The 17,530-nt window shown below is 62.0% G+C and carries 19 protein-coding genes; 9 read left to right on the top strand and 10 right to left on the bottom strand.

Features of this window, described 5'->3' with window-relative positions:
* The first annotated feature begins 106 nt into the window (after nt 1-106).
* The 3 genes from AB7951_RS21840 (at nt 107) to AB7951_RS21830 (ending at nt 3,180) form a co-directional block, all read left to right on the top strand.
* On the top strand, nt 107-817 hold the full coding sequence (locus AB7951_RS21840; protein ID WP_439062359.1) for a glutathione binding-like protein: 711 nt from the start codon (nt 107-109) through the stop codon (nt 815-817).
* 22 nt (nt 818-839) lie between these two features.
* A complete protein-coding gene (locus tag AB7951_RS21835; protein WP_439062360.1) occupies nt 840-1,535 on the top strand; it encodes a glutathione S-transferase family protein in 696 nt (231 codons plus the stop codon).
* 172 nt (nt 1,536-1,707) lie between these two features.
* Nucleotides 1,708-3,180 (top strand): diguanylate cyclase domain-containing protein, encoded by a 1,473-nt coding sequence (locus tag AB7951_RS21830; protein WP_439062361.1) that lies wholly within the window; start codon nt 1,708-1,710, stop codon nt 3,178-3,180.
* A gap of 109 nt (nt 3,181-3,289) precedes the next feature.
* Here the strand turns inward: AB7951_RS21830 and AB7951_RS21825 are convergent, their stop codons facing one another.
* The 3 genes from AB7951_RS21825 to AB7951_RS21815 form a co-directional block, all read right to left on the bottom strand.
* Nucleotides 3,290-3,763 (bottom strand): hypothetical protein, encoded by a 474-nt coding sequence (locus tag AB7951_RS21825; RefSeq protein WP_439062362.1) that lies wholly within the window; start codon nt 3,761-3,763, stop codon nt 3,290-3,292.
* On the bottom strand, nt 3,760-4,332 hold the full coding sequence (locus AB7951_RS21820) for a hypothetical protein (protein WP_439062363.1): 573 nt from the start codon (nt 4,330-4,332) through the stop codon (nt 3,760-3,762). The genes AB7951_RS21825 and AB7951_RS21820 overlap by 4 nt, the downstream gene beginning before the upstream one ends.
* A 152-nt stretch (nt 4,333-4,484) precedes the next feature.
* Nucleotides 4,485-4,688 carry a cysteine-rich CWC family protein gene (locus AB7951_RS21815; RefSeq protein WP_439062364.1) on the bottom strand — a complete coding sequence of 68 codons (204 nt, stop codon included), beginning with the start codon at nt 4,686-4,688 and terminating at the stop codon, nt 4,485-4,487.
* Nucleotides 4,689-4,810: 122 nt separating this feature from the next.
* On the opposite strand from AB7951_RS21815, the gene AB7951_RS21810 reads away from it, so the two are divergent.
* Together AB7951_RS21810 and AB7951_RS21805 are read left to right on the top strand one after the other, a co-directional pair.
* The gene (locus AB7951_RS21810; RefSeq protein ID WP_439062365.1) at nt 4,811-6,304 is read left to right on the top strand and encodes a DUF1800 domain-containing protein; all 1,494 of its coding nucleotides are present in this window, start codon (nt 4,811-4,813) and stop codon (nt 6,302-6,304) included.
* On the top strand, nt 6,301-7,527 hold the full coding sequence (locus tag AB7951_RS21805; protein WP_439062366.1) for a DUF1501 domain-containing protein: 1,227 nt from the start codon (nt 6,301-6,303) through the stop codon (nt 7,525-7,527). Before AB7951_RS21810 ends, AB7951_RS21805 begins: the two co-directional genes overlap by 4 nt.
* Nucleotides 7,528-7,746: 219 nt before the next feature.
* Here the strand turns inward: AB7951_RS21805 and AB7951_RS21800 are convergent, their stop codons facing one another.
* The 3 genes from AB7951_RS21800 to AB7951_RS21790 all read right to left on the bottom strand — a co-directional run bounded on the left by AB7951_RS21800 (nt 7,747) and on the right by AB7951_RS21790 (nt 10,405).
* Nucleotides 7,747-8,688, bottom strand: coding sequence for an aldo/keto reductase (locus AB7951_RS21800; protein ID WP_439062367.1), 942 nt, complete (start codon nt 8,686-8,688; stop codon nt 7,747-7,749).
* 96 nt (nt 8,689-8,784) lie between these two features.
* Nucleotides 8,785-9,639, bottom strand: coding sequence for a lysophospholipid acyltransferase family protein (locus AB7951_RS21795; RefSeq protein WP_439062368.1), 855 nt, complete (start codon nt 9,637-9,639; stop codon nt 8,785-8,787).
* A gap of 223 nt (nt 9,640-9,862) precedes the next feature.
* Nucleotides 9,863-10,405 (bottom strand): PAS-domain containing protein, encoded by a 543-nt coding sequence (locus AB7951_RS21790; RefSeq protein WP_439062369.1) that lies wholly within the window; start codon nt 10,403-10,405, stop codon nt 9,863-9,865.
* Between the two features lie 261 nt (nt 10,406-10,666).
* Between AB7951_RS21790 and AB7951_RS21785 the strand changes: the two genes are divergently transcribed.
* Entirely contained in the window at nt 10,667-11,023 is a 357-nt protein-coding gene (locus AB7951_RS21785) for a DMT family protein (protein WP_068731204.1), read from the top strand.
* Between the two features lie 10 nt (nt 11,024-11,033).
* Here AB7951_RS21785 and AB7951_RS21780 read toward each other — a convergent pair whose 3' ends face one another.
* The 4 genes from AB7951_RS21780 to AB7951_RS21765 form a co-directional block, all read right to left on the bottom strand.
* Entirely contained in the window at nt 11,034-12,197 is a 1,164-nt protein-coding gene (locus AB7951_RS21780) for a PQQ-dependent sugar dehydrogenase (protein ID WP_184513859.1), read from the bottom strand.
* Between the two features lie 82 nt (nt 12,198-12,279).
* Nucleotides 12,280-12,453: a hypothetical protein gene (locus AB7951_RS21775; RefSeq protein WP_175367576.1), complete on the bottom strand. Its 174-nt coding sequence runs from the start codon at nt 12,451-12,453 to the stop codon at nt 12,280-12,282.
* Between the two features lie 140 nt (nt 12,454-12,593).
* Entirely contained in the window at nt 12,594-13,247 is a 654-nt protein-coding gene (locus tag AB7951_RS21770) for a glutathione S-transferase family protein (protein ID WP_089261726.1), read from the bottom strand.
* 181 nt (nt 13,248-13,428) lie between these two features.
* Entirely contained in the window at nt 13,429-14,655 is a 1,227-nt protein-coding gene (locus AB7951_RS21765) for a glycosyltransferase family 87 protein (RefSeq protein WP_439068748.1), read from the bottom strand.
* Between the two features lie 216 nt (nt 14,656-14,871).
* On the opposite strand from AB7951_RS21765, the gene AB7951_RS21760 reads away from it, so the two are divergent.
* The 3 genes from AB7951_RS21760 to AB7951_RS21750 all read left to right on the top strand — a co-directional run bounded on the left by AB7951_RS21760 (nt 14,872) and on the right by AB7951_RS21750 (nt 17,389).
* On the top strand, nt 14,872-16,074 hold the full coding sequence (locus AB7951_RS21760) for a pyridoxal phosphate-dependent aminotransferase (protein ID WP_068731379.1): 1,203 nt from the start codon (nt 14,872-14,874) through the stop codon (nt 16,072-16,074).
* A 119-nt stretch (nt 16,075-16,193) separates the two neighbouring features.
* Entirely contained in the window at nt 16,194-16,724 is a 531-nt protein-coding gene (locus AB7951_RS21755) for a DUF992 domain-containing protein (RefSeq protein ID WP_068731210.1), read from the top strand.
* A gap of 188 nt (nt 16,725-16,912) precedes the next feature.
* Nucleotides 16,913-17,389, top strand: coding sequence for a DUF992 domain-containing protein (locus AB7951_RS21750; RefSeq protein WP_068731211.1), 477 nt, complete (start codon nt 16,913-16,915; stop codon nt 17,387-17,389).
* The last annotated feature ends 141 nt before the right edge of the window (nt 17,390-17,530 follow it).

The raw sequence follows: 17,530 nt of genomic DNA, 5'->3' as shown, positions 1-17,530 counted from the left end.
ATTGCATTGACTTGATCCGATGATCCGGCAACATTTCATGCAGTCGCATTCAATCGGCCTTCGGTCGGGTTTGCGGGTTGCCTCATCACGCAAAACGGATTGAACGATGATCGATCTCTATTACTGGAGCACGCCGAACGGCCACAAGATCACGATCTTTCTTGAGGAGACGGGGCTCCCCTACAAGATCATTCCGGTGAATATCAGCAAGGGTGACCAGTTCAAGGACGAGTTTCTGGCCATCGCGCCGAACAACCGCATTCCGGCGCTGGTCGATCACGCGCCCAAGAGTGGCAGCAAGCCGATCTCGGTGTTCGAGTCCGGCGCGATGTTGATGTATCTCGCCGAGAAGACCGGGAAGTTCCTGTCCGATGATCTCGCTGTGCGCTATGATGCGATCCAGTGGGTGTTCTGGCAGATGGGCGGCCTTGGCCCGATGGCCGGACAGAACCATCACTTCCGCAATTACGCGCAGGAAAAGATCACTTACGCCATCGACCGCTATGTGAACGAGACCAACCGGCTCTATGGCGTGCTCAACAAGCGCCTTGCAGATCGCAAGTTCATCGCCGGCGACTATTCGATTGCCGATATGGCGAGCTATCCCTGGATCGTGCCCTACAAGAACCAGGGCCAGGACATCAACGACTTCCCGCATCTCAAGCGCTGGCTCGAAACCATCGCCGAGCGGCCGGCGGTCAAGCATGCTTACGAGATCGCCAAAGAGGTCAACCCCAATTTCGGCCAGCCGCCGATCCGCACCGACGAAGAGCGCAAGCTGCTGTTCGGCCAGACCTCGGCTGTGGTGAAGAGTTAGCTCAGAATTACGAGAAGCAATCATGGCGCTGCAACTGTTCGAACTGGTCGGCACTGACGAAGATCGTCCCTTCAGCCCGTTCTGCTGGCGCATCCGGATGGCGCTGGCACATAAGGGCCTCGACGCAGCATCGATCCCGTGGCGCTTCACCGAGAAGGACGCGATCAACAAGCACAAATCCGACAAGGTGCCGGTGCTGCTCGATGGGGAGCGCGCGGTCAGTGACTCCTGGGCGATCGCCAATTATCTCGAGGACACCTATCCGGATCGCCCGTCACTGTTCGGCGGCGAGGGCGGCCGCGCCCTGGGGCGGATGCTGAACTGGTGGGGCGACACGGTCGTGGTTGCCGGCATGTTTCCATTCATCGTCGCGGATATTCATGGTCATCTGCGTCCGGTCGATCAGGTCTATTTCCGCGAGAGCCGCGAAGCGCGGTTCAAGAAGTCGCTGGAAGAGGTCGCATCCAATCGCGACACGGGCGTCGATGCCTTCCGCAAGTCGCTCGATCCGATGCGCCTCACGCTGAAGACGCAGCCGTTCCTTGGCGGGGTCGCACCAAACTATGCCGACTACATCGTGTTCGGCCCGTTCCAGTGGGCGCGTGCGATCTCGCCGTTCAAGCTGCTGGCGGAAGACGACGCGATCTATGCATGGCGCGAAAGAATGCTTGATGCTTTTAACGGCATGGCGCGGAACTCGGCGGGCTATCCGGTCTGAGTTCCACTCTCTACGGGCGATGAATTGAGCAATCGCTGGTATTCATGTCCGCATACCAGCGTTGTTCTCGATGGTGCTTGGTGCCTTCGTGAAAATCCGAGGATATTCCCCGTAACTCTCGCTATAAGGGAATACCTCAACGATTCACGCTGTCTCACGCGCCAAGGTCTCTATGTCCGTTCCGCCTACCAATCTCGCCGACGATGCCGTGATGTTCGATCTTGCCCCGGTCTCGCTCTGGATCGAGGACTACAGCGATGTGAAGGGGCTGTTCGAACAGTGGCAGGCGCAGGGCGTCGACGACATCGAGACATTCCTGCTCGCCAATCCCGAACGGGTCCGTGAGTGCTCGCAGCACATCCGCATTCTCAAGGTCAACCGCAAGACGCTGTCACTGTTCGGCGCGCGCGACCTGTCTCACCTGACGCTCAGTCTCGGCCTGGTGATGCGCGACGATACGTTCAAGAGTCATGTGTCGGAACTGGCCCAGCTCTGGAGCGGCCGGAATCATTTTTCCAGCCATACGGTCAACTACACGCTGAAGGGTGAGCGGCTCGACATCCAGCTGCACGGCATTGTTCTGCCCGGGCATGAAGAGCGCTGGGATCGCGTGATGATCGCCATCGAGGATGTGACCGAACGTGAAGGCGCGCGTCGTCGCCTCGCGGAGAGCGAGAATTATGCGTTCGGCCTGTTCGCGCATTCGCCGGTGTCGCTGTGGGTCGAGGATTTCAGCGGCGTCAAGCGCCTGGTCGACGACGTTCGCGCGCGGGGCATTGAGGATTTTCGCGTGTTCACGGATGTGCACGAGGAATTCGTTTTGCGCTGTATGAGCGAAATCCGTGTGCTCGACGTCAACAGCCGCACGCTCGAACTGTTCGGCGCGCCCGACAAGGACACGTTGCTCCGTCAGTTGTCGGATGTGTTTCGCGACGAGATGGAGCCGCATTTCCGCGAACAGTTGATCGACCTGTGGGAGGGCAAGCTGTTCCAGCAGCGCGAGGTCGTCAACTACGCGCTCGACGGCACCAAGCTGCATCTGCTGCTGCAGTTCTCGGTATTGCCCGGGCATGAGCGCGACTGGTCACAGGTGCAGGTCGCGCTGACCGACATCACCGCGCGCAAGAAGGCGGAAGCCTATCTGGAATATCTCGGCACCCACGACGTATTGACGCGCACCACGAACCGCTCGTTCTTCGTGGACGAACTCAACCGGCTCGAACGCAAGGGATCGCAACCGGTCACCGTGATCATTGCCGATCTCAACGCGCTGAAAGCTGCCAATGACGATCTTGGCCATGCCGCAGGTGACGGGTTGCTGCGCCGTGCCGGCGAGGTGTTTGGCGAACTGGTCGAAAAGCCGGCGACGGTGTCGCGCATCGGCGGCGACGAATTCGCCATCTTGCTGCCCGGAGTCGATGCTGCCGGCGGCGAAGCTGTGCTTGCCTCGCTGGCGCGACTGATCGAGGTCAACAATCAGTACTATCCTGATCTGACGCTGAGCCTCTCCACCGGGATTGCCACCAGCCGGACCGGCGAGCGACTCGAAGCCGTGGTCAAGCGCGCCGATATGGAAATGCTGCAGGCCAAACGCAGCTACTATGCGCAACCCGATCGTGACCGGCGCAGCGCGGGCATGGTGTAGGCAAGCGCGGCAATCGGCGCGCTTATGTCGGTGACATCGCGACTGGAACGATGATTTCGTCGTGCACCACGCAGACGCCACTGCGTTCGCGTTACCTCGGTCGGTGATCTCAGGCGCAGCCTTTGGCGACAACGCGCTCGCCCTTCACTACGGTCTGGATCATCTTGCGGGCAACGGCCTGGAACTCGTCCGGCTTTAAATAGCCCTTGCTATAGGCTTCCTGGGTCAGGCGATCGATGCGCTTGTCATCGGTGCTGGCCCATTGCTGCGCAATGTAGTCGGCACCGAGTTTGCCGAACGTCTCGGGATAGCGCTCCATCTGATTCTGCCGATGATAGTAATATTCGCTGAGGCCGCTGACGAAAGCTTTTCGTCCATCTGCTGCGCACCGGCTGCCGGTCGGCAACTCAAGCGCTCTAAGAGCTGTCTCTCGCTGCGAGACGCGCGCTTCAACAGCATATTTTTCGGTCGATCCGTAAGCACGGTCGCTGTTCGGCAACTGTTTCGGCGGCGGAGCGGGCGTAAAGGCCCAGCCGGCGATCTGCCAGAGGACAATGGCCGCTATGACGTAAAGGAGTTTCATCGGCGCGGCCGTTCGGTCGGCCGTGTACAGGCGGAGACCGGATTGCCCTGGCTGTTTGCCAGCGTCATCACCTCCATTTGCAGTTTCGGTGGGAAGTCGTCTTTGCTGATTCCACCCTTCTCGAAGGCCTCGTTGAGGGCGGCGCGTACGCGCTGATCGAGCGGCGAGGAGTACATGACATTGGCGCGCTCCAGTACGGCCTCGCAATTGCCGAACATGGGATTGCATTTGTCCCGCCAGGCATAGCCCGCTGCATAGGCCGTAGTGGCTGCCACGAGATTGGCCTTCATGCTGGCATCACAGGGGGACAGCGCATAGCCGGTGGCGGCCTGCAGCGCTTCCATACGCAACGGATTGCGTTTGGCGTTGTCCGGATCGTTGATCGCTTCCTGGGTCCGCCGCTCACGTACCTGCTCGGTCTTGTCGTTGCCGAATGTGGCATCGACCGTCGCCGCCATGGGTTTGGCGGGCGACGTGAACGGGGAGCGCGTCGGAAATCCGCGCGCGGCCCAGACGCCGATGACGAAGGTGCTGACGGCAACGCCTACGAAAAGGGCAATACGGTTCATGGCAATCCCGCACGGGTTTCAATCGGAAATTGCATAGACCGAGGCGGCTTTAATGTGAGGTAACCGCGTGCCTTGCGATGTTCTCAGGCTTAATCGTCTCGTGACCGTTTCGCTCAAGTTTGAACGAACGGGTGGCGCCGGCACCACGTCCGTCAGGTCGTGGCGTGCGCCGCCGCTGCCTTGGCGCGCAGGCAGTCGCGGCACAGGCAATCGCCGCCTGTGGTCGGCATCGGCAGTTTCGCGGTCTCCTCGGCGCACCAGCAATTGCCCGACAGGTCGCAGCCGAATTCAGTCCCGCAATCCGAACAGGTCAGGCGGCGGCTGAGCGGCTGTACAGTTTCTGTCCGATAATTCATGAAAGCAGCCCAAATTTCAGCGCGATTTTCATGCCGGGTTCATCTGTTCCACCCGTATATCGGGTGTGGCGCCTGTGACGGCCAGATGCATCATAGGACGAAGGCAGAGTGAGGGAAACCCGATGGCCCGCGACCCGCAAGGTGCGCTGATCGCGCTGAACCGCTTCGGCTTTGGGGCGCGGGGTGGCGCTTCCGGCGACATCGTCAATGCGGCCTCCGATCCCCGCGGCTTCGTGAAGGCCGAGCTGGCGCGCCCCAACGCGGCGCTGCTAGAATTGCCCGGCCTGCAATCCACGACCGAGCTGGGGCAGGCGATGTTCGCCTATCAGCTCGAAGTGAAAACGGCACGCGAGGCGGCGCTGAAGACGCCGGGGCTGGTGCCGGTTGAAGCGCCGCCGGCTGCGATGGACAGGAAGCCGGAAGCTCCCGCGATGACCGGCAACACCACCATGACAGTGCAGCCTGACGCACCGAAGCCGCCGCCGGCCGTCGCGCTGCCGCCCAATGTGGTGCAGAAGACCTATCGTGCAGAAGCGCTGGCGCGGATCCAGCGCGCGACCATTACCGAGGGTGGCTTTGTCGAACGCCTCGTCGTGTTCTGGTCGAACCATTTCTGCATCTCGGCCAGCAAGGGCGACCCGGCGCGGATGTGGGCTGGCTCCTTCGAACGCGAGGCGATCCGCCCCTATGTGCTGGGCAAATTTGCCGACATGCTGAAAGCCGTCGAACAGCATCCGGCGATGCTGTTCTTTCTCGACAACCAGCAATCGATCGGCCCGAATTCGAAAGCCGGTGAGAGGGGCAAGCGCGGCCTCAATGAAAATCTCGCGCGCGAAATCATGGAGCTGCATACGCTCGGCGTCGGCGGTGGTTACACGCAGGCCGATGTGACGTCGCTGGCGCGCATCATCACCGGCTGGACCTTTGCCGGCCGCGAAGGAAAGATCGGCACGCCCGGCAGCTTCGCCTTCAACGCCAATGCGCATGAACCGCGGCCGCAGCAATTGCTGGGCAAGACCTATGACGACAACGGCGTCGCGCAAGGCGAAGCAGCGCTCGCCGATCTTGCGCGGCAGCCATCGACGGCGACATTCATCGCCAGGAAATTCGCGCAGCATTTCGTGGCTGATGCGCCGCCGCCGGCACTGCTGGCGCGGCTGGAAGGCGTGTTCAAAAAGACCGACGGCGATCTGAAGGCGCTGGCGCTGGCGCTGCTCGACTCCAATGAAGCCTGGCAGATGCCGATGGCGAAGCTGCGCACGCCCTATGAATATCTGATTTCTACCGGTCGATTGCTGGCGCGTATCCCGGAAGATCCCGGCCGTTACTTTGCGGGGCTGCAGACGCTTGGTCAGCCGCTGTGGACACCGCCGGGGCCGAACGGCTTTCCGGACGGCAATGCCGCCTGGGCCGTGCCCGAAGGCATGAAGCTGCGGCTCGATCTCGCCGCACAGGTTTCGTCGCGCATTCCCGACAGTATCGATCCGCGCGAGATGCTCGACGTGGTCGCCGGCGAGGCGGCCTCATCCGAAACACGACAGACGATCGCGCGCGCGGAGACGCGGCAGCAGGCACTGACGCTGCTGCTGATGTCGCCGGAATTTCAGAGGAGATGACGATGGACTGCTGTGAAAGCCGCATGCTCGGCCCCACACGCCGCTCGCTTCTGTTATCAGGCGCGGCCTTTGCCGCCTGGGCCTATCTGCCGAAATTCGCTAGGGCCGCCGACGCGCGCGATCCGCGCCTGATCGTGGTGATCCTGCGCGGCGCGCTCGATGGTCTGGCCACCGTCGCGCCGCTCGGCGATCCCGATTATGCCGGTCTGCACGGCTCGATCGCGCTGGCGAAGGATGGCCCGAACGCAGCCATCGCGCTGGACTCGTTCTTCGGCATGCATCCAGCGATGCCGGAATTTGCGCGGATGTATGGCGACAAGAAAGCTGCCGTGGTCCATGCGGTGGCGACGTCCTATCGCGAACGTTCGCATTTCGACGGCCAGGACGTGCTGGAGAGCGGCTATGCCGGCCCCGGCCGCGTGCAGTCGGGCTGGCTCAACCGCGCCATCGAAGCGCTACCGCGTGGCGAACGCGTCTCGTCCGGTCTTGCGATCGGACCGACCACGCCGCTGGTGCTCCGCGGCGCCGCGCCGACGGTTGGCTGGGCGCCGGTCAATCTGCCCAACGCGGCCGATGATACAGCGATGCGGCTGATGCAACTCTATCAGGATCGCGATCCCGCTTTGGCGACGGCGCTGTCGCAAGGCCTGAAGCTCGACAAGATCGCCGTTGGCGATGAGATGAAACCGAAGGGCGGCGGAAATGCCGTAGCGGCGATGCGCCAGGTCGCACGCGGCGCAGCGAAACTCATGGCCGCGGATGACGGACCGCGCATCGCGGCGCTCGCCTTCGACGGTTGGGATACCCATGCACAGGAGGGCGGGCCGGTCGGACGTCTCGCGCAATTGCTCGGCGGTCTCGATGGCGCGCTGGCGGAATTCGAGAGCGGGCTTGGGTCGCATTGGAAGGACACCATCGTCGTTGTCGCCACTGAGTTCGGTCGCACCGCCAAGATCAACGGTACCGCGGGCACCGATCACGGCACCGGCACGATTGCGTTGCTTGCTGGCGGCGCGATCAAGGGCGGCCGCGTGATTGCGGACTGGCCCGGCCTTGCGAATGGCAAGCTCTATGAAGCCCGCGATCTCGCCCCAACCACGGATCTGCGCGCAATCTTCAAAGGCGTGCTGCATGATCACCTCGGCATCAGCGAACGTGCGCTGGCTGAGCAGGTGTTTCCTGACAGTGCGCTGGTGAAGCCGGCGAAGGGATTGGTGGCTTAACCGACGGCTAGAGGGAGCTCTTACTTTCCCCTCTCCCCCAGCGCAGCGAAGCTGCGCGCAGTGGGAGAGGGTGCCTGAGCGAAGCTAAGGCGGGAGAGGGTCTGGCCGCAAGCACGACAGGGCCCTCTCCCGTCTCGACCGCTGTCGCGGTCGATCCACACTCTCCCGCGGCGCGCGGCGTTGCCGCGCTGGGGGAGAGGGGAAGAGTCTGTGCGCTTCCTACCCCAGCGTAATCCCGTCGATTTCCTTCATCTCCTCCGCCGTCAGCTTCCACTGCGCCGCCTTCACATTTTGCTCGATCTGCTCGGGCGATGATGCGCCGGCGATGACGCTGGAGACTTGCGGGCGGGCGGCGAGCCACGAGAAAGCGAGCTCAAGCATCGAATGGCGCCGCGCGCTGACGAAGGCCTGCAGTTGATCGACCAAGGCGATGTTGCGTGGGTTCAGATAGCGCTCCTGCATATAGGGGGTCTTGCCGAAGCGCGTATCGGCGGGCACGTTCTTCAGGCCGGCATATTTACCGGTCAGCATGCCGCCGGCGAGCGGGAAGAACGGCAGCAGGCCGAGATTGAAATGCTGTGCGGCCGGCAGCAGGTCCTTCTCGATGTCGCGGACGACGAGACTGTATTCGTCCTGGCACGACACGAAGGGCGCAACGCCCATCTGGCGCGCGGCCATCTCGGCTTCGGCGATGCGCCAGGCCGGGAAGTTGGAATTGCCGATATAGCGCACCTTGCCCTGGCGGACGAGGTCGTCGAGCGTGCGCAGCGTCTCCTCGATGGGCGTCAGCGCATCGTAATCGTGCTGCTGATACAGATCGATATAGTCGGTCTTCAGCCGCTTCAGGCTGGCTTCGACGGCGCTCATGATGTAGCGGCGCGAGGCGCCCTGCTTGCTGCCGTCATTGCTCATTGGCTTGCAGTATTTCGTCGCCAGCACGATGTCCTTGCGGCGATCGCCGAGCACTTCGCCCAGCACCGTCTCGGAGCCACCCATGCCGGCATAGATGTCGGCGGTGTCGAACAGCGTGATGCCGAGATCGATCGCCTTGTGGATGACCTTGCGCGCGGTCTCCAGATCGGTGCGTTGGCCGAAATTGTTGCAGCCGAGGCCGACGGCGGAGACGCGAAGGCCGGAGCGGCCGAGATTGCGGATTTCCATGATGAGTGTGCCTTGTGAGGGAAGCGCGGACCAAGGTTATGGCGCGCGCCTCGTCACGCAGCAAGACGCTCTGCATCATGGGAGTTGCGCAGGCGCTCAGGCGATGGCGGAAGCGGACTCGGGCGGTTGAGCTTCGGGGGCGGGCAGGGCGGTCGGGGTCTTCCGCGGCGGGCCGGCGCGCAGGGCTGCGGATGTCATGCGCCGTACAGCATTTTCCGCGTTACGCGTGATCGTCTTGCGATCAGCGGACATGTCATAGGCGACGGCCTCGCCCCAGCTTACGACGACGTCGATGGCGCCCGACGACAGGATGCCGATGAAATGCGGGATCAGATCGATGTCGCCATACCATGCCACGTTTTCGCGAAAGGCGCGGCCGACCGGCAATCCACCGAAGCCGACATAAGCGATCGACATCGGCTGCACCGTGATCTCTTTGTGATGCGTGGAATCGCCGAGCGCGTGATGCACCGAGCCGACCAGTGCCGAGCGAAACGGCAGCACGCGCATGCCGTCGCTGGAGGTGCCCTCGGCGAACAGGACCACCGCGTCGCCGGATAGCATGCGGTCGCCGATTTCCTGCGCCGTCGCGCCGGTTTTCTGCCGGCGTTCGCGCTCGACAAAAATCGTGCGTTGCAATTTGGCTAGCCAGCCGAACACGGGCCATTTGGCAACTTCGCTCTTGGCGACGAACACCACGGGCGCCCTGGCGCCGATGATGATGATGTCGAGCCATGAGACGTGATTGGAGAGGATCAGGACCGGCGTGTCCGTCGTCCGCTTGCCGACTTCGTGAATGCGCACCCCGATCAGCGCGCAAAGGATGCGGTGAAACAGATGCGGAATACTCCGCTGCCAGCGCAGGCCGAAGGCCAGTGCGATCAGCTGAAACGGCGCCAGCAGCAGCGTCAGCATGGTCAAGGAGATCAGGACGGCGGCGAAACGTATCATGAGTTTGTTATACCGGGGCCGTCTTCCGCAGGCAAAGTCAGTTGCATGAACTAAGAGAAACCAAGGCAAAAAGAAGCGGTCCCGGTCAGCGCGGCAACTGACGGAGACCGCTGGGGAAGCACCCGATTGGCGACGGGGGGAAGCAACCGGCTGCATGAGGAGCCTAGCCGGGGCGAGTGACATCGCCATGACAACCCGGGATATCCACAGGCGGCGTTGTGCCCTATTCGGCCGCATCCAGCCGGTGGGAGCTGAACACGTCGCCCTCGCGCAGCGCCAGATAGTAGTCGCGCTCGGAGAGCTCGTCGGTGTGACGAATGAGGTCGGTCACCGGAGTGTAGCTCAGCATCCGCCCGCCATCGGGCAGCACGGCGCAACTCATCCGCAGCACCCGGCCATTGGCGAGGCGCAACGTCGTCGGCGTGGAAGTGCCGGCGCGGATCATCTCGACGCGTCTGGCGATGAAGCTGTCGACCTCGTCGTCGGGGAGGGCGTAAGCGTGGATATCGCGCGCGTGATACATCAGCGCAATCAGCGGCGGCTTGCTCTCGGCCTTCTCATCGGGGAGCGTGAAGTAGTCGCGAAACGCGCGGTTGATGAATTCGGCGCGGGTGTCGGCATTGAGAAGCACGACACCGATATCGATCTGGTCAAGTGCAGCCGAAAGGCGCTGGGCAGTGGCGTGCTGCTCGTTCTCGCGTGCCCGGGCCGCGCGTCGCAGCCGGATGAGGCGGATTGCCAAAGTAATCCCGACGGCTGCGATCACGATGATCGCCGTTTCAATTCCCGGATCGAGAATCAGTCGCCAATCGTACTGCATCGGCTGTACCTGTGTCCGTACAAAGGTAAGAAACGCAGGTTGGCCTCTGGTTGCAAAAAGGCCCACAATTTCCCGGCGGTATAGCTAACGGTGCGTGAAGAGTCCGGCATCATTTTCCCCTTGTTCGCTTCAAATGCTATCGATGCCACCGGAACCGGCGCCGGCCCCTGAATGTTAGCGCCGGGATTTAAAAAGGACCCCGATCGAATGCCCTTCACCATTCCGCCGCTGCTGCTGCCGATTTTGATGCTGCTGGCCTCGAATATCTTCATGACCTTCGCTTGGTATGGCCATCTCAAATTCAAGGATCACTCGTTGCCCCTCGTCATCATGGTGAGCTGGGGCATTGCCTTCTTCGAATATTGGCTGGCGGTGCCCGCCAACCGCTGGGGCAGCGAAGTCTACAATGCCGCCCAGCTCAAGACGATGCAGGAAGTCATCACGCTGGTCGTGTTTGCTGCATTTTCGGTGCTGTATCTGAAGGAGCCGCTCGGCTGGAATCACGCGCTGGGCTTTGCCTTCATCGCGCTCGGGGCGTTCTTCATTTTCCACAAGTGGTCGTAGCAGCGACCGCTTACTTCCCGGCCGGTGTAATCCGCAAGATCCGTCCCGCCGAACTATCCGTCAGCAGCCACAGTGCGCCGTCCGGTCCTTGCCGGACGTCGCGGATGCGTTCGTTGAGATTTTGCAGGACGCGCTCTTCGGACGTGACCGTGTTTCCGTTGAGCTGTAGCCGCACCAGCATCTGGCCTGCCAGCGCGCCGGTGAACAGGCTGCCCCGCCAGCGCGGGAAGAGATCGCCGGTATAGAACGTCATGCCGGACGGGGCGATCGACGGCACCCAGTATTTCACCGGCTGCTCCATACCTGCCTTCGACGTGGTTTCGTGGATCTTCGCGCCGGAATAGTCGATGCCGTAGCCGATCACAGGCCAGCCGTAATTCTTGCCCTTGCCGATGATGTTCACTTCATCGCCGCCGCGCGGCCCGTGCTCGGTCTCCCACAACTCACCGGTCGCCGGATTAATGGCGAGGCCTTGCTGGTTGCGATGACCGTAGCTCCAGATCTCCGGCCTGGCGCCGTCGCGGCCGACAAACGGATTGTCCTTCGGTACCGAGCCATCCGGCGCGATGCGGATCAGCTTGCCGAGATGATTGTCGAGACTCTGTGCCTGATCGCGGGCGCTATAGTGCTCGCCGAGCGTGACGAACAGGTTGCTGTCAGGCGCCTGAACAATACGGCAGCCGTGGTGATTGCCCGACGACAGCGGGCCGTCCTGGCGAAAGATCACCTTCATGTCGTCGAGTCGCGGGGCGGGCCCTTCGACCAGCTTGCCGCGCGCGACGGCGGTGCGACCGCCGCTGCCCGAACGTTCCGAGTAGCAGAAGTAGATCGTGGTGTTCTGCGCATAGTTCTTGTCGGTGATGACGTCGAGCAAACCGCCCTGGCCGACGGCCATCACCTCGGGCACGCCTTTCACCGCAGGCGACAACTGTCCCTGCGGCGAGACGATACGGATGCGGCCGGGCCGTTCGGTGACCAGCATGCGGCCCTCGGGCAGGAAGGCCAGTGCCCATGGATAAGCGAGACCGGAGGCGACGGTCTGTACTTCGAGCCTGCCGGCCGACGAGCCGAACGAGGTGTTTTCGCCGCGGGTGGTCGTGGCGATCAGAAGGGTCGCGGTCACGACGATAGCCGCCGTCAACGTGACAGTGACCCAGATCACGGGCCTTTTCATCGGTATGGCTCCATCACGGAGTCGCAGGTTGCATAAGCGATGCGCGGCATCGCGGCTGAGTGTTTATGAGTTGTGGGGACCGTCAGAGCGGCATCGCACTCGCCACCGGGATCGACATCACGGTGAGGGCGAGGATGACGCAGAGCGACAGACAGCCAACCGCGAGCGACGCCGCGACGGCGTGGGTCAACCGGGTGGATGCGATGGACGTGGGGCGCGCCTGAAATCCTGCACCCACGCGAAGCGACCGTATCATGGCCGTAAATCCTTCAAATCGCGGGCGAATCACCCGCGTGCTACAAATTCGCAGCTGCGGCAGGCGAGATTTGGGCGGGATTGGCCGTAACTATGGCGGGAAAATGGCATTCACAGCGCTTATGCCCGCTATTTCAGGACTTAAGCGTCGGCAACCACGTCCAAAGTATCATATTCCGACGACGTCGGGTGCCAGTCCATGGAGATAAAACCCGGCTGGGTTTCCACCAGACGCAGCCAGCGGCGGATCGACGGAAAGCTGGAGAGGTCGAAATCGCACTTCTCGGCGACGTGGGTGTAACCGTATAGCGCGATGTCGGCGATGGTCAGCTGGCCCGCGGCGAAGAAGTCATGGATCTTGAGGTGATTCTCCATCACCTGCAGCGCGGCATAGCCCCGCTCCATCCAGTCTTCCAGCGCGTGGGTCTGCAGGTCGCGGCCGCCGCGCACCAGGCACAGCCAGAAATAGGCGGCACCGAGATTCGGCTCCAGCGCGTGCTGCTCGAAGAACATCCACTGCATGGCTTCGGCACGGTCCATCCGCGATTCCGGCGCCAGAGATGTACCGATGGCGACATACCACAGGATGGCGTTGGATTCGGCGAGATAGCGGCCTTCGGCGATCTCGAGTAGCGGCACCTGACCGCTGGGGTTCTTGGCCAGAAATTCCGGGGTACGGCTCTCGCCGCGCAGGATGTCTACTTCGATGGCGCGATAAGGCGCGTCCAGGAACGCCAGCGCAAGGCGAACCTTGTAGCTATTGCCAGAGCGCTGCATCGAATAGAGTTTGTACATTCGCAGATGTTCAATTCATTTCAGGTCAAGGCAACTGCGCGATTGGCCAGCGCAGATCGCGGTTAGACAATGATGCTGATGCGAGCCTGTCGCAAGGCCCTCGGAATGGAAAAAGTCGAAAACGGCTGCGGCAGTCTGGATTGAGAAAAATGTATGTCAGGCAGCATTCGGCAATGGAAGATCACGCTGCCGCGATCTGTGTGTGAAGGTGCCGCGATGTGCTGTTATCAGCGAGTGCGCGCCGCAGCACGATGATATAGAAAGCGACCATCACCAGAAAGCCGAGCGGCAGTTCGATGGCGCCAGCGATGCTGCGCGTCAGCAGCGGCATGATCCAGGTCAATGCGAGCAGGCTGATCTCGCCCGCGCGAAAGCCATGATCGAGTCCATGCCGCGCGAAGAAGGCGATGGCGATGGCGAGCACCATGAGATCGTAGTCGAGCACATAGGGCGTCGCCAGCAGACTGCCGACCGCGAGCGCTGTTGCCTTGAGTTCGAACGCTGCATGGCTGCGCCATAGCCACATCAGACTGATGGCAATGCCGGCTGCGAGACTGAACTGTGCGGCATAAGCGACAGGAAGACCGGTGCCCCACATCCGTGTCGCGGCGAAGATCGACTGGATTTTCTGCCACCCGGTGCCGCCTTGTTCGAGTACGACATCGCGAGTGAAAGCAGTGGAGTCGGCAAAGGCCTGCCAGATGCCGGCGCCGAACAACCCCGTGCTCAATACGATGAGGACAGCGACGGTGAGCGCGGCCGATACCATCGTGATCCAGCGTCTATCGGCGAGCAGGGCGAGAGGAATCAGCACACCGAATTGCGGCTTGTAGGCCAATAGCCCGATCAACACGCCGGCCAGCCACGGCCGGCGATGGAGCAGAAGCAATGCGCCGCCCAGCAGTGCGGTGGTTAGAAATCCATTATGGCCGTGACCGACATTGATGAAGACGGCAGGAAAGGCGGCGGCCACCAGCAGCGTTTCCCGGCGGGGCAGGATCGTGCGGATCGCGGCGAGGTAGGCGGCGAAGCTGGCGACGAGCCACAGACCGAGCCCCCATCCATAGGGTACCGTGGCCACCAGCGCGGCAATTCCGAGAAAGAACGGCGGATAGTGCCAGCCGTAGAACGGCACATCGCGGCCGAACACCCTCTGTTCTGCGGCATGTTGCAGGGCGGGATCATACGCGTCGGCGGGTTTGTCTTCGAGGGTGAGCCGGCCCGCCGCATAGATGTTGGAAAAGTCGGTCCCGATCGGCTTGCCATTGCGGTCGATCACGCCGTCCGAGACCGCAATCCAGCCGGCGAAGGTCAATGTGCCCAAAGCGAGCACGATCAGGCTGTAAGCCCGCACGCGTTCGAGGGTCAGCCATGCGCCGCTTTCAATGTGCTGCCAGATCCAGATCATTTTAAGGGTGCATTTGGCCCAAATCGTCGATTGCGACGTGCGGTTGACGCTACCGTCCCCCGTTTAACGCTTGCTGAATTGCATCACTTCCAGATGTGTTTTTGCCCAAGCTTCTTGCGATGCAACGTCGCACGCACTAGGGTGCGCCGATCCCAGCAGGATCAGCCATTTTGACGTCGCCGACCGCGGGTCCGCGACCTTTCTCAGGAGAAGATGATGTCGTTTTTGTCCGCTGCGCTCGACCGTGTGAAGCCGTCCGCGACGATCGCGGTGACGGATAAAGCACGTGCGCTGAAAGCAGCCGGCCGCAACGTCATCGGTCTTGGTTCGGGCGAGCCCGATTTCGACACCCCGGCGAACATCAAGCTGGCAGCGATTCACGCCATCGAGGCCGGCAAGACCAAGTACACCGCGGTGGACGGTATTCCCGAACTGAAGGAAGCCATTATCGGCAAGTTTCAGCGCGAGAATGGCCTGACCTACAAGCCGAACCAGATCATCGTCGGCACCGGCGGCAAGCAGGTGCTCTACAACGCGCTGATGGCGACGTTGAACCCGGGTGACGAAGTCATCATCCCGGCGCCGTATTGGGTGAGCTATCCGGAAATGGTGGCGCTGGCCGGCGGCACGCCCGTGTCCGTGGTCTGCACCGCAGAATTCGGCTTCAAGCTGCAGGCTTCCGCGCTGGAAGCGGCGATCACGCCGAAGACCAAGTGGATCATCCTGTGCTCGCCGTCGAACCCGACGGGCGCCGCCTACAAGAAGTCGGAGCTCAAGGCGCTCACCGATGTCCTCGTGAAGCATCCTCACGTTTGGGTGATGACCGACGATATGTATGAGCACCTCGTCTATGACGACTTCGAATTCACCACGCCGGCACAGATCGAACCGTCTTTGTTCAATCGCACGCTGACCGTGAACGGCGTCTCCAAGGCTTACTGCATGACCGGCTGGCGCATCGGTTACGCCGGTGGTCCCGCCGAGCTCATCAAGGCAATGGCGACGATCCAGTCGCAGTCGACCTCGAACCCGTCGTCGATCGCGCAGTGGGCGGCGGTGGAAGCCTTGAACGGTCCGCAGGATTTCATCCCGAAGAACAATGCCGTGTTCAAGGAGCGCCGCGATCTCGTGGTGGCAATGCTGAATCAGGCCTCGGGCATCAACTGCCCGCGTCCGGAAGGCGCATTCTATGTCTATCCGTCCTGCGCCGGCACGATCGGCAAGACTGCGCCTTCGGGCAAGGTTATCGCCAATGACGAAGACTTCGTCACAGAACTGTTGGAAACCGAAGGCGTGGCGGTGGTGCAGGGTTCGGCCTTCGGCCTTGGCCCGGCATTCCGCATCTCCTACGCGACGAAAACATCCGATCTCGAAGATGCCTGCAAGCGCATCCAGCGCTTCTGCGGAAATCTTCGGTAACAAAACCTGCTCCGAAACTTTTGACGGTTTCGGGGCTTATTCCGGGAAGCGCCTTGTTTTCGACACGGCGCTTCCTTCTTGTCCCCTCGCTATCAAAATCCCCAAGGTGGAGTAACACTATGCGACTTTCCAAGATGTTCGGCCTGACGGCCGTGGCCTTTGCGGCGTCGGTTGCGACCGCAAATGCACAGCAGCCTGGCAGCGTTCAGGTTGGCGTGCTGGAGTGCCGTGGCGGCCAGAACGTCGGCTACGTGGTCGGTTCGAATGCGCACCTCAACTGCGTCTTCCAGAGCGCCGGTGGCCGCGCCGAAGGTTACGTCGCCAACATCCGCCGTTTCGGCCTTGATCTCGGCTTCACCGAAAACACCACGGTGCAGTGGGCTGCCTTCGCTCCGACCACCCGCGTGCCGCGCGGCGCGCTGGCCGGCAGCTACGGCGGCGTCGGTACCAACGCATCGGTTGGCCTCGGTTTCGGCGGCAACTTCCTCGTTGGCGGTCCGGGCAACACTTATTCGCTGCAGCCGATCTCGGTGCAGGGCCAGACCGGCTTGAACGTCGCCAGCGGCATCGTTCAGCTCGAACTGGAAGCGACCGGTCCGGTCAGCGGTCATCGCTACAACAAGAAGCGCCGTCATCGCAGCCATCGCTAAGCGATCGCTACGATCGCCAGTGATCGCTGTGATCGCGTAAGCGATCCGGCAAGGTTAACGAAAAGGCCCGCGCGAGCGGGCCTTTTTTGTTGCGCGCGCTGCGCGTGCGCCGCTGTCATTGGGCGGTATCATTAGCTATGGATAGTCGATCCACATCCTTACTTCCGTTCATCACCCGGAGATTCCTGATGGTCCGCCTCTCATCGCTTGTTCTCGGTATCGCTGCCGCCGCCTTTTTCACTGCATCGCAAGCGCAGTCGCAGCAAGGCGTGCAGGTCGGCGTCTTGAACTGCCGGGGCGGAGCCAGCGTCGGATTCGTCGTGGGCTCGGTGACCAATCTTGGCTGCGTGCTCACCGGCACCGGTCGTCCGGACCAGCCTTATGTCGCCACGATCCGCAAGGTGGGCATCGATCTCGGTATTACCGAACAGACCGCGCTATCCTGGGCCGTGTTCGTGCCGGTGAACTATAGCGGTCCCGGCGATCTGTCCGGCAACTATGCGGGCGCACAGGGCAGCGCGTCGGTTGGTGTCGGCGTCGGGGCGAATGTCCTGGTTGGCGGTTCACAAAACGCCTTCTCGCTGCAGCCGCTCAGCCTGCAGGGGTCGGTGGGACTGAATGTCGCCGCCGGTCTGCAGAGCCTGGAGTTGCGCCCCGGTCGCTGATCCTGCGGCGATCGCTCGCAAAAATTCATCCGGCTTCGCCCATGGCGGAGCCGGATTTTTTATGGCGCAATCCGATCACGTTCATCGCAGCGCAGCAACTTTTCCATCTTGCCAAATATCCGGACCGGGCGGAGCATTGAC

The sequence above is a fragment of the Tardiphaga sp. 285_C5_N1_2 genome, assembly GCF_052076065.1.
GTDB classification, from domain to species: Bacteria; Pseudomonadota; Alphaproteobacteria; order Rhizobiales; family Xanthobacteraceae; genus Tardiphaga; species Tardiphaga robiniae.
The sequence above is the reverse complement of the archived record's forward strand: the minus strand, read 5'-3'. Positions and strand labels throughout refer to the sequence as shown.

What these genes read in the sequence shown, in the direction of transcription:
- AB7951_RS21840 (WP_439062359.1), top strand. Translation starts at nt 107, where the DNA reads ATGATCGATCTCTATTACTGGAGCACGCCGAACGGCCACAAGATCACG.
- AB7951_RS21835 (WP_439062360.1), top strand. Translation starts at nt 840, where the DNA reads ATGGCGCTGCAACTGTTCGAACTGGTCGGCACTGACGAAGATCGTCCC.
- AB7951_RS21830 (WP_439062361.1), top strand. Translation starts at nt 1,708, where the DNA reads ATGTCCGTTCCGCCTACCAATCTCGCCGACGATGCCGTGATGTTCGAT.
- AB7951_RS21825 (WP_439062362.1), bottom strand. Translation starts at nt 3,763, where the DNA reads ATGAAACTCCTTTACGTCATAGCGGCCATTGTCCTCTGGCAGATCGCC.
- AB7951_RS21820 (WP_439062363.1), bottom strand. Translation starts at nt 4,332, where the DNA reads ATGAACCGTATTGCCCTTTTCGTAGGCGTTGCCGTCAGCACCTTCGTC.
- AB7951_RS21815 (WP_439062364.1), bottom strand. Translation starts at nt 4,688, where the DNA reads ATGAATTATCGGACAGAAACTGTACAGCCGCTCAGCCGCCGCCTGACC.
- AB7951_RS21810 (WP_439062365.1), top strand. Translation starts at nt 4,811, where the DNA reads ATGGCCCGCGACCCGCAAGGTGCGCTGATCGCGCTGAACCGCTTCGGC.
- AB7951_RS21805 (WP_439062366.1), top strand. Translation starts at nt 6,301, where the DNA reads ATGACGATGGACTGCTGTGAAAGCCGCATGCTCGGCCCCACACGCCGC.
- AB7951_RS21800 (WP_439062367.1), bottom strand. Translation starts at nt 8,688, where the DNA reads ATGGAAATCCGCAATCTCGGCCGCTCCGGCCTTCGCGTCTCCGCCGTC.
- AB7951_RS21795 (WP_439062368.1), bottom strand. Translation starts at nt 9,639, where the DNA reads ATGATACGTTTCGCCGCCGTCCTGATCTCCTTGACCATGCTGACGCTG.
- AB7951_RS21785 (WP_068731204.1), top strand. Translation starts at nt 10,667, where the DNA reads ATGCCCTTCACCATTCCGCCGCTGCTGCTGCCGATTTTGATGCTGCTG.
- AB7951_RS21780 (WP_184513859.1), bottom strand. Translation starts at nt 12,197, where the DNA reads ATGAAAAGGCCCGTGATCTGGGTCACTGTCACGTTGACGGCGGCTATC.
- AB7951_RS21775 (WP_175367576.1), bottom strand. Translation starts at nt 12,453, where the DNA reads ATGATACGGTCGCTTCGCGTGGGTGCAGGATTTCAGGCGCGCCCCACG.
- AB7951_RS21770 (WP_089261726.1), bottom strand. Translation starts at nt 13,247, where the DNA reads ATGTACAAACTCTATTCGATGCAGCGCTCTGGCAATAGCTACAAGGTT.
- AB7951_RS21765 (WP_439068748.1), bottom strand. Translation starts at nt 14,655, where the DNA reads ATGATCTGGATCTGGCAGCACATTGAAAGCGGCGCATGGCTGACCCTC.
- AB7951_RS21760 (WP_068731379.1), top strand. Translation starts at nt 14,872, where the DNA reads ATGTCGTTTTTGTCCGCTGCGCTCGACCGTGTGAAGCCGTCCGCGACG.
- AB7951_RS21755 (WP_068731210.1), top strand. Translation starts at nt 16,194, where the DNA reads ATGCGACTTTCCAAGATGTTCGGCCTGACGGCCGTGGCCTTTGCGGCG.
- AB7951_RS21750 (WP_068731211.1), top strand. Translation starts at nt 16,913, where the DNA reads ATGGTCCGCCTCTCATCGCTTGTTCTCGGTATCGCTGCCGCCGCCTTT.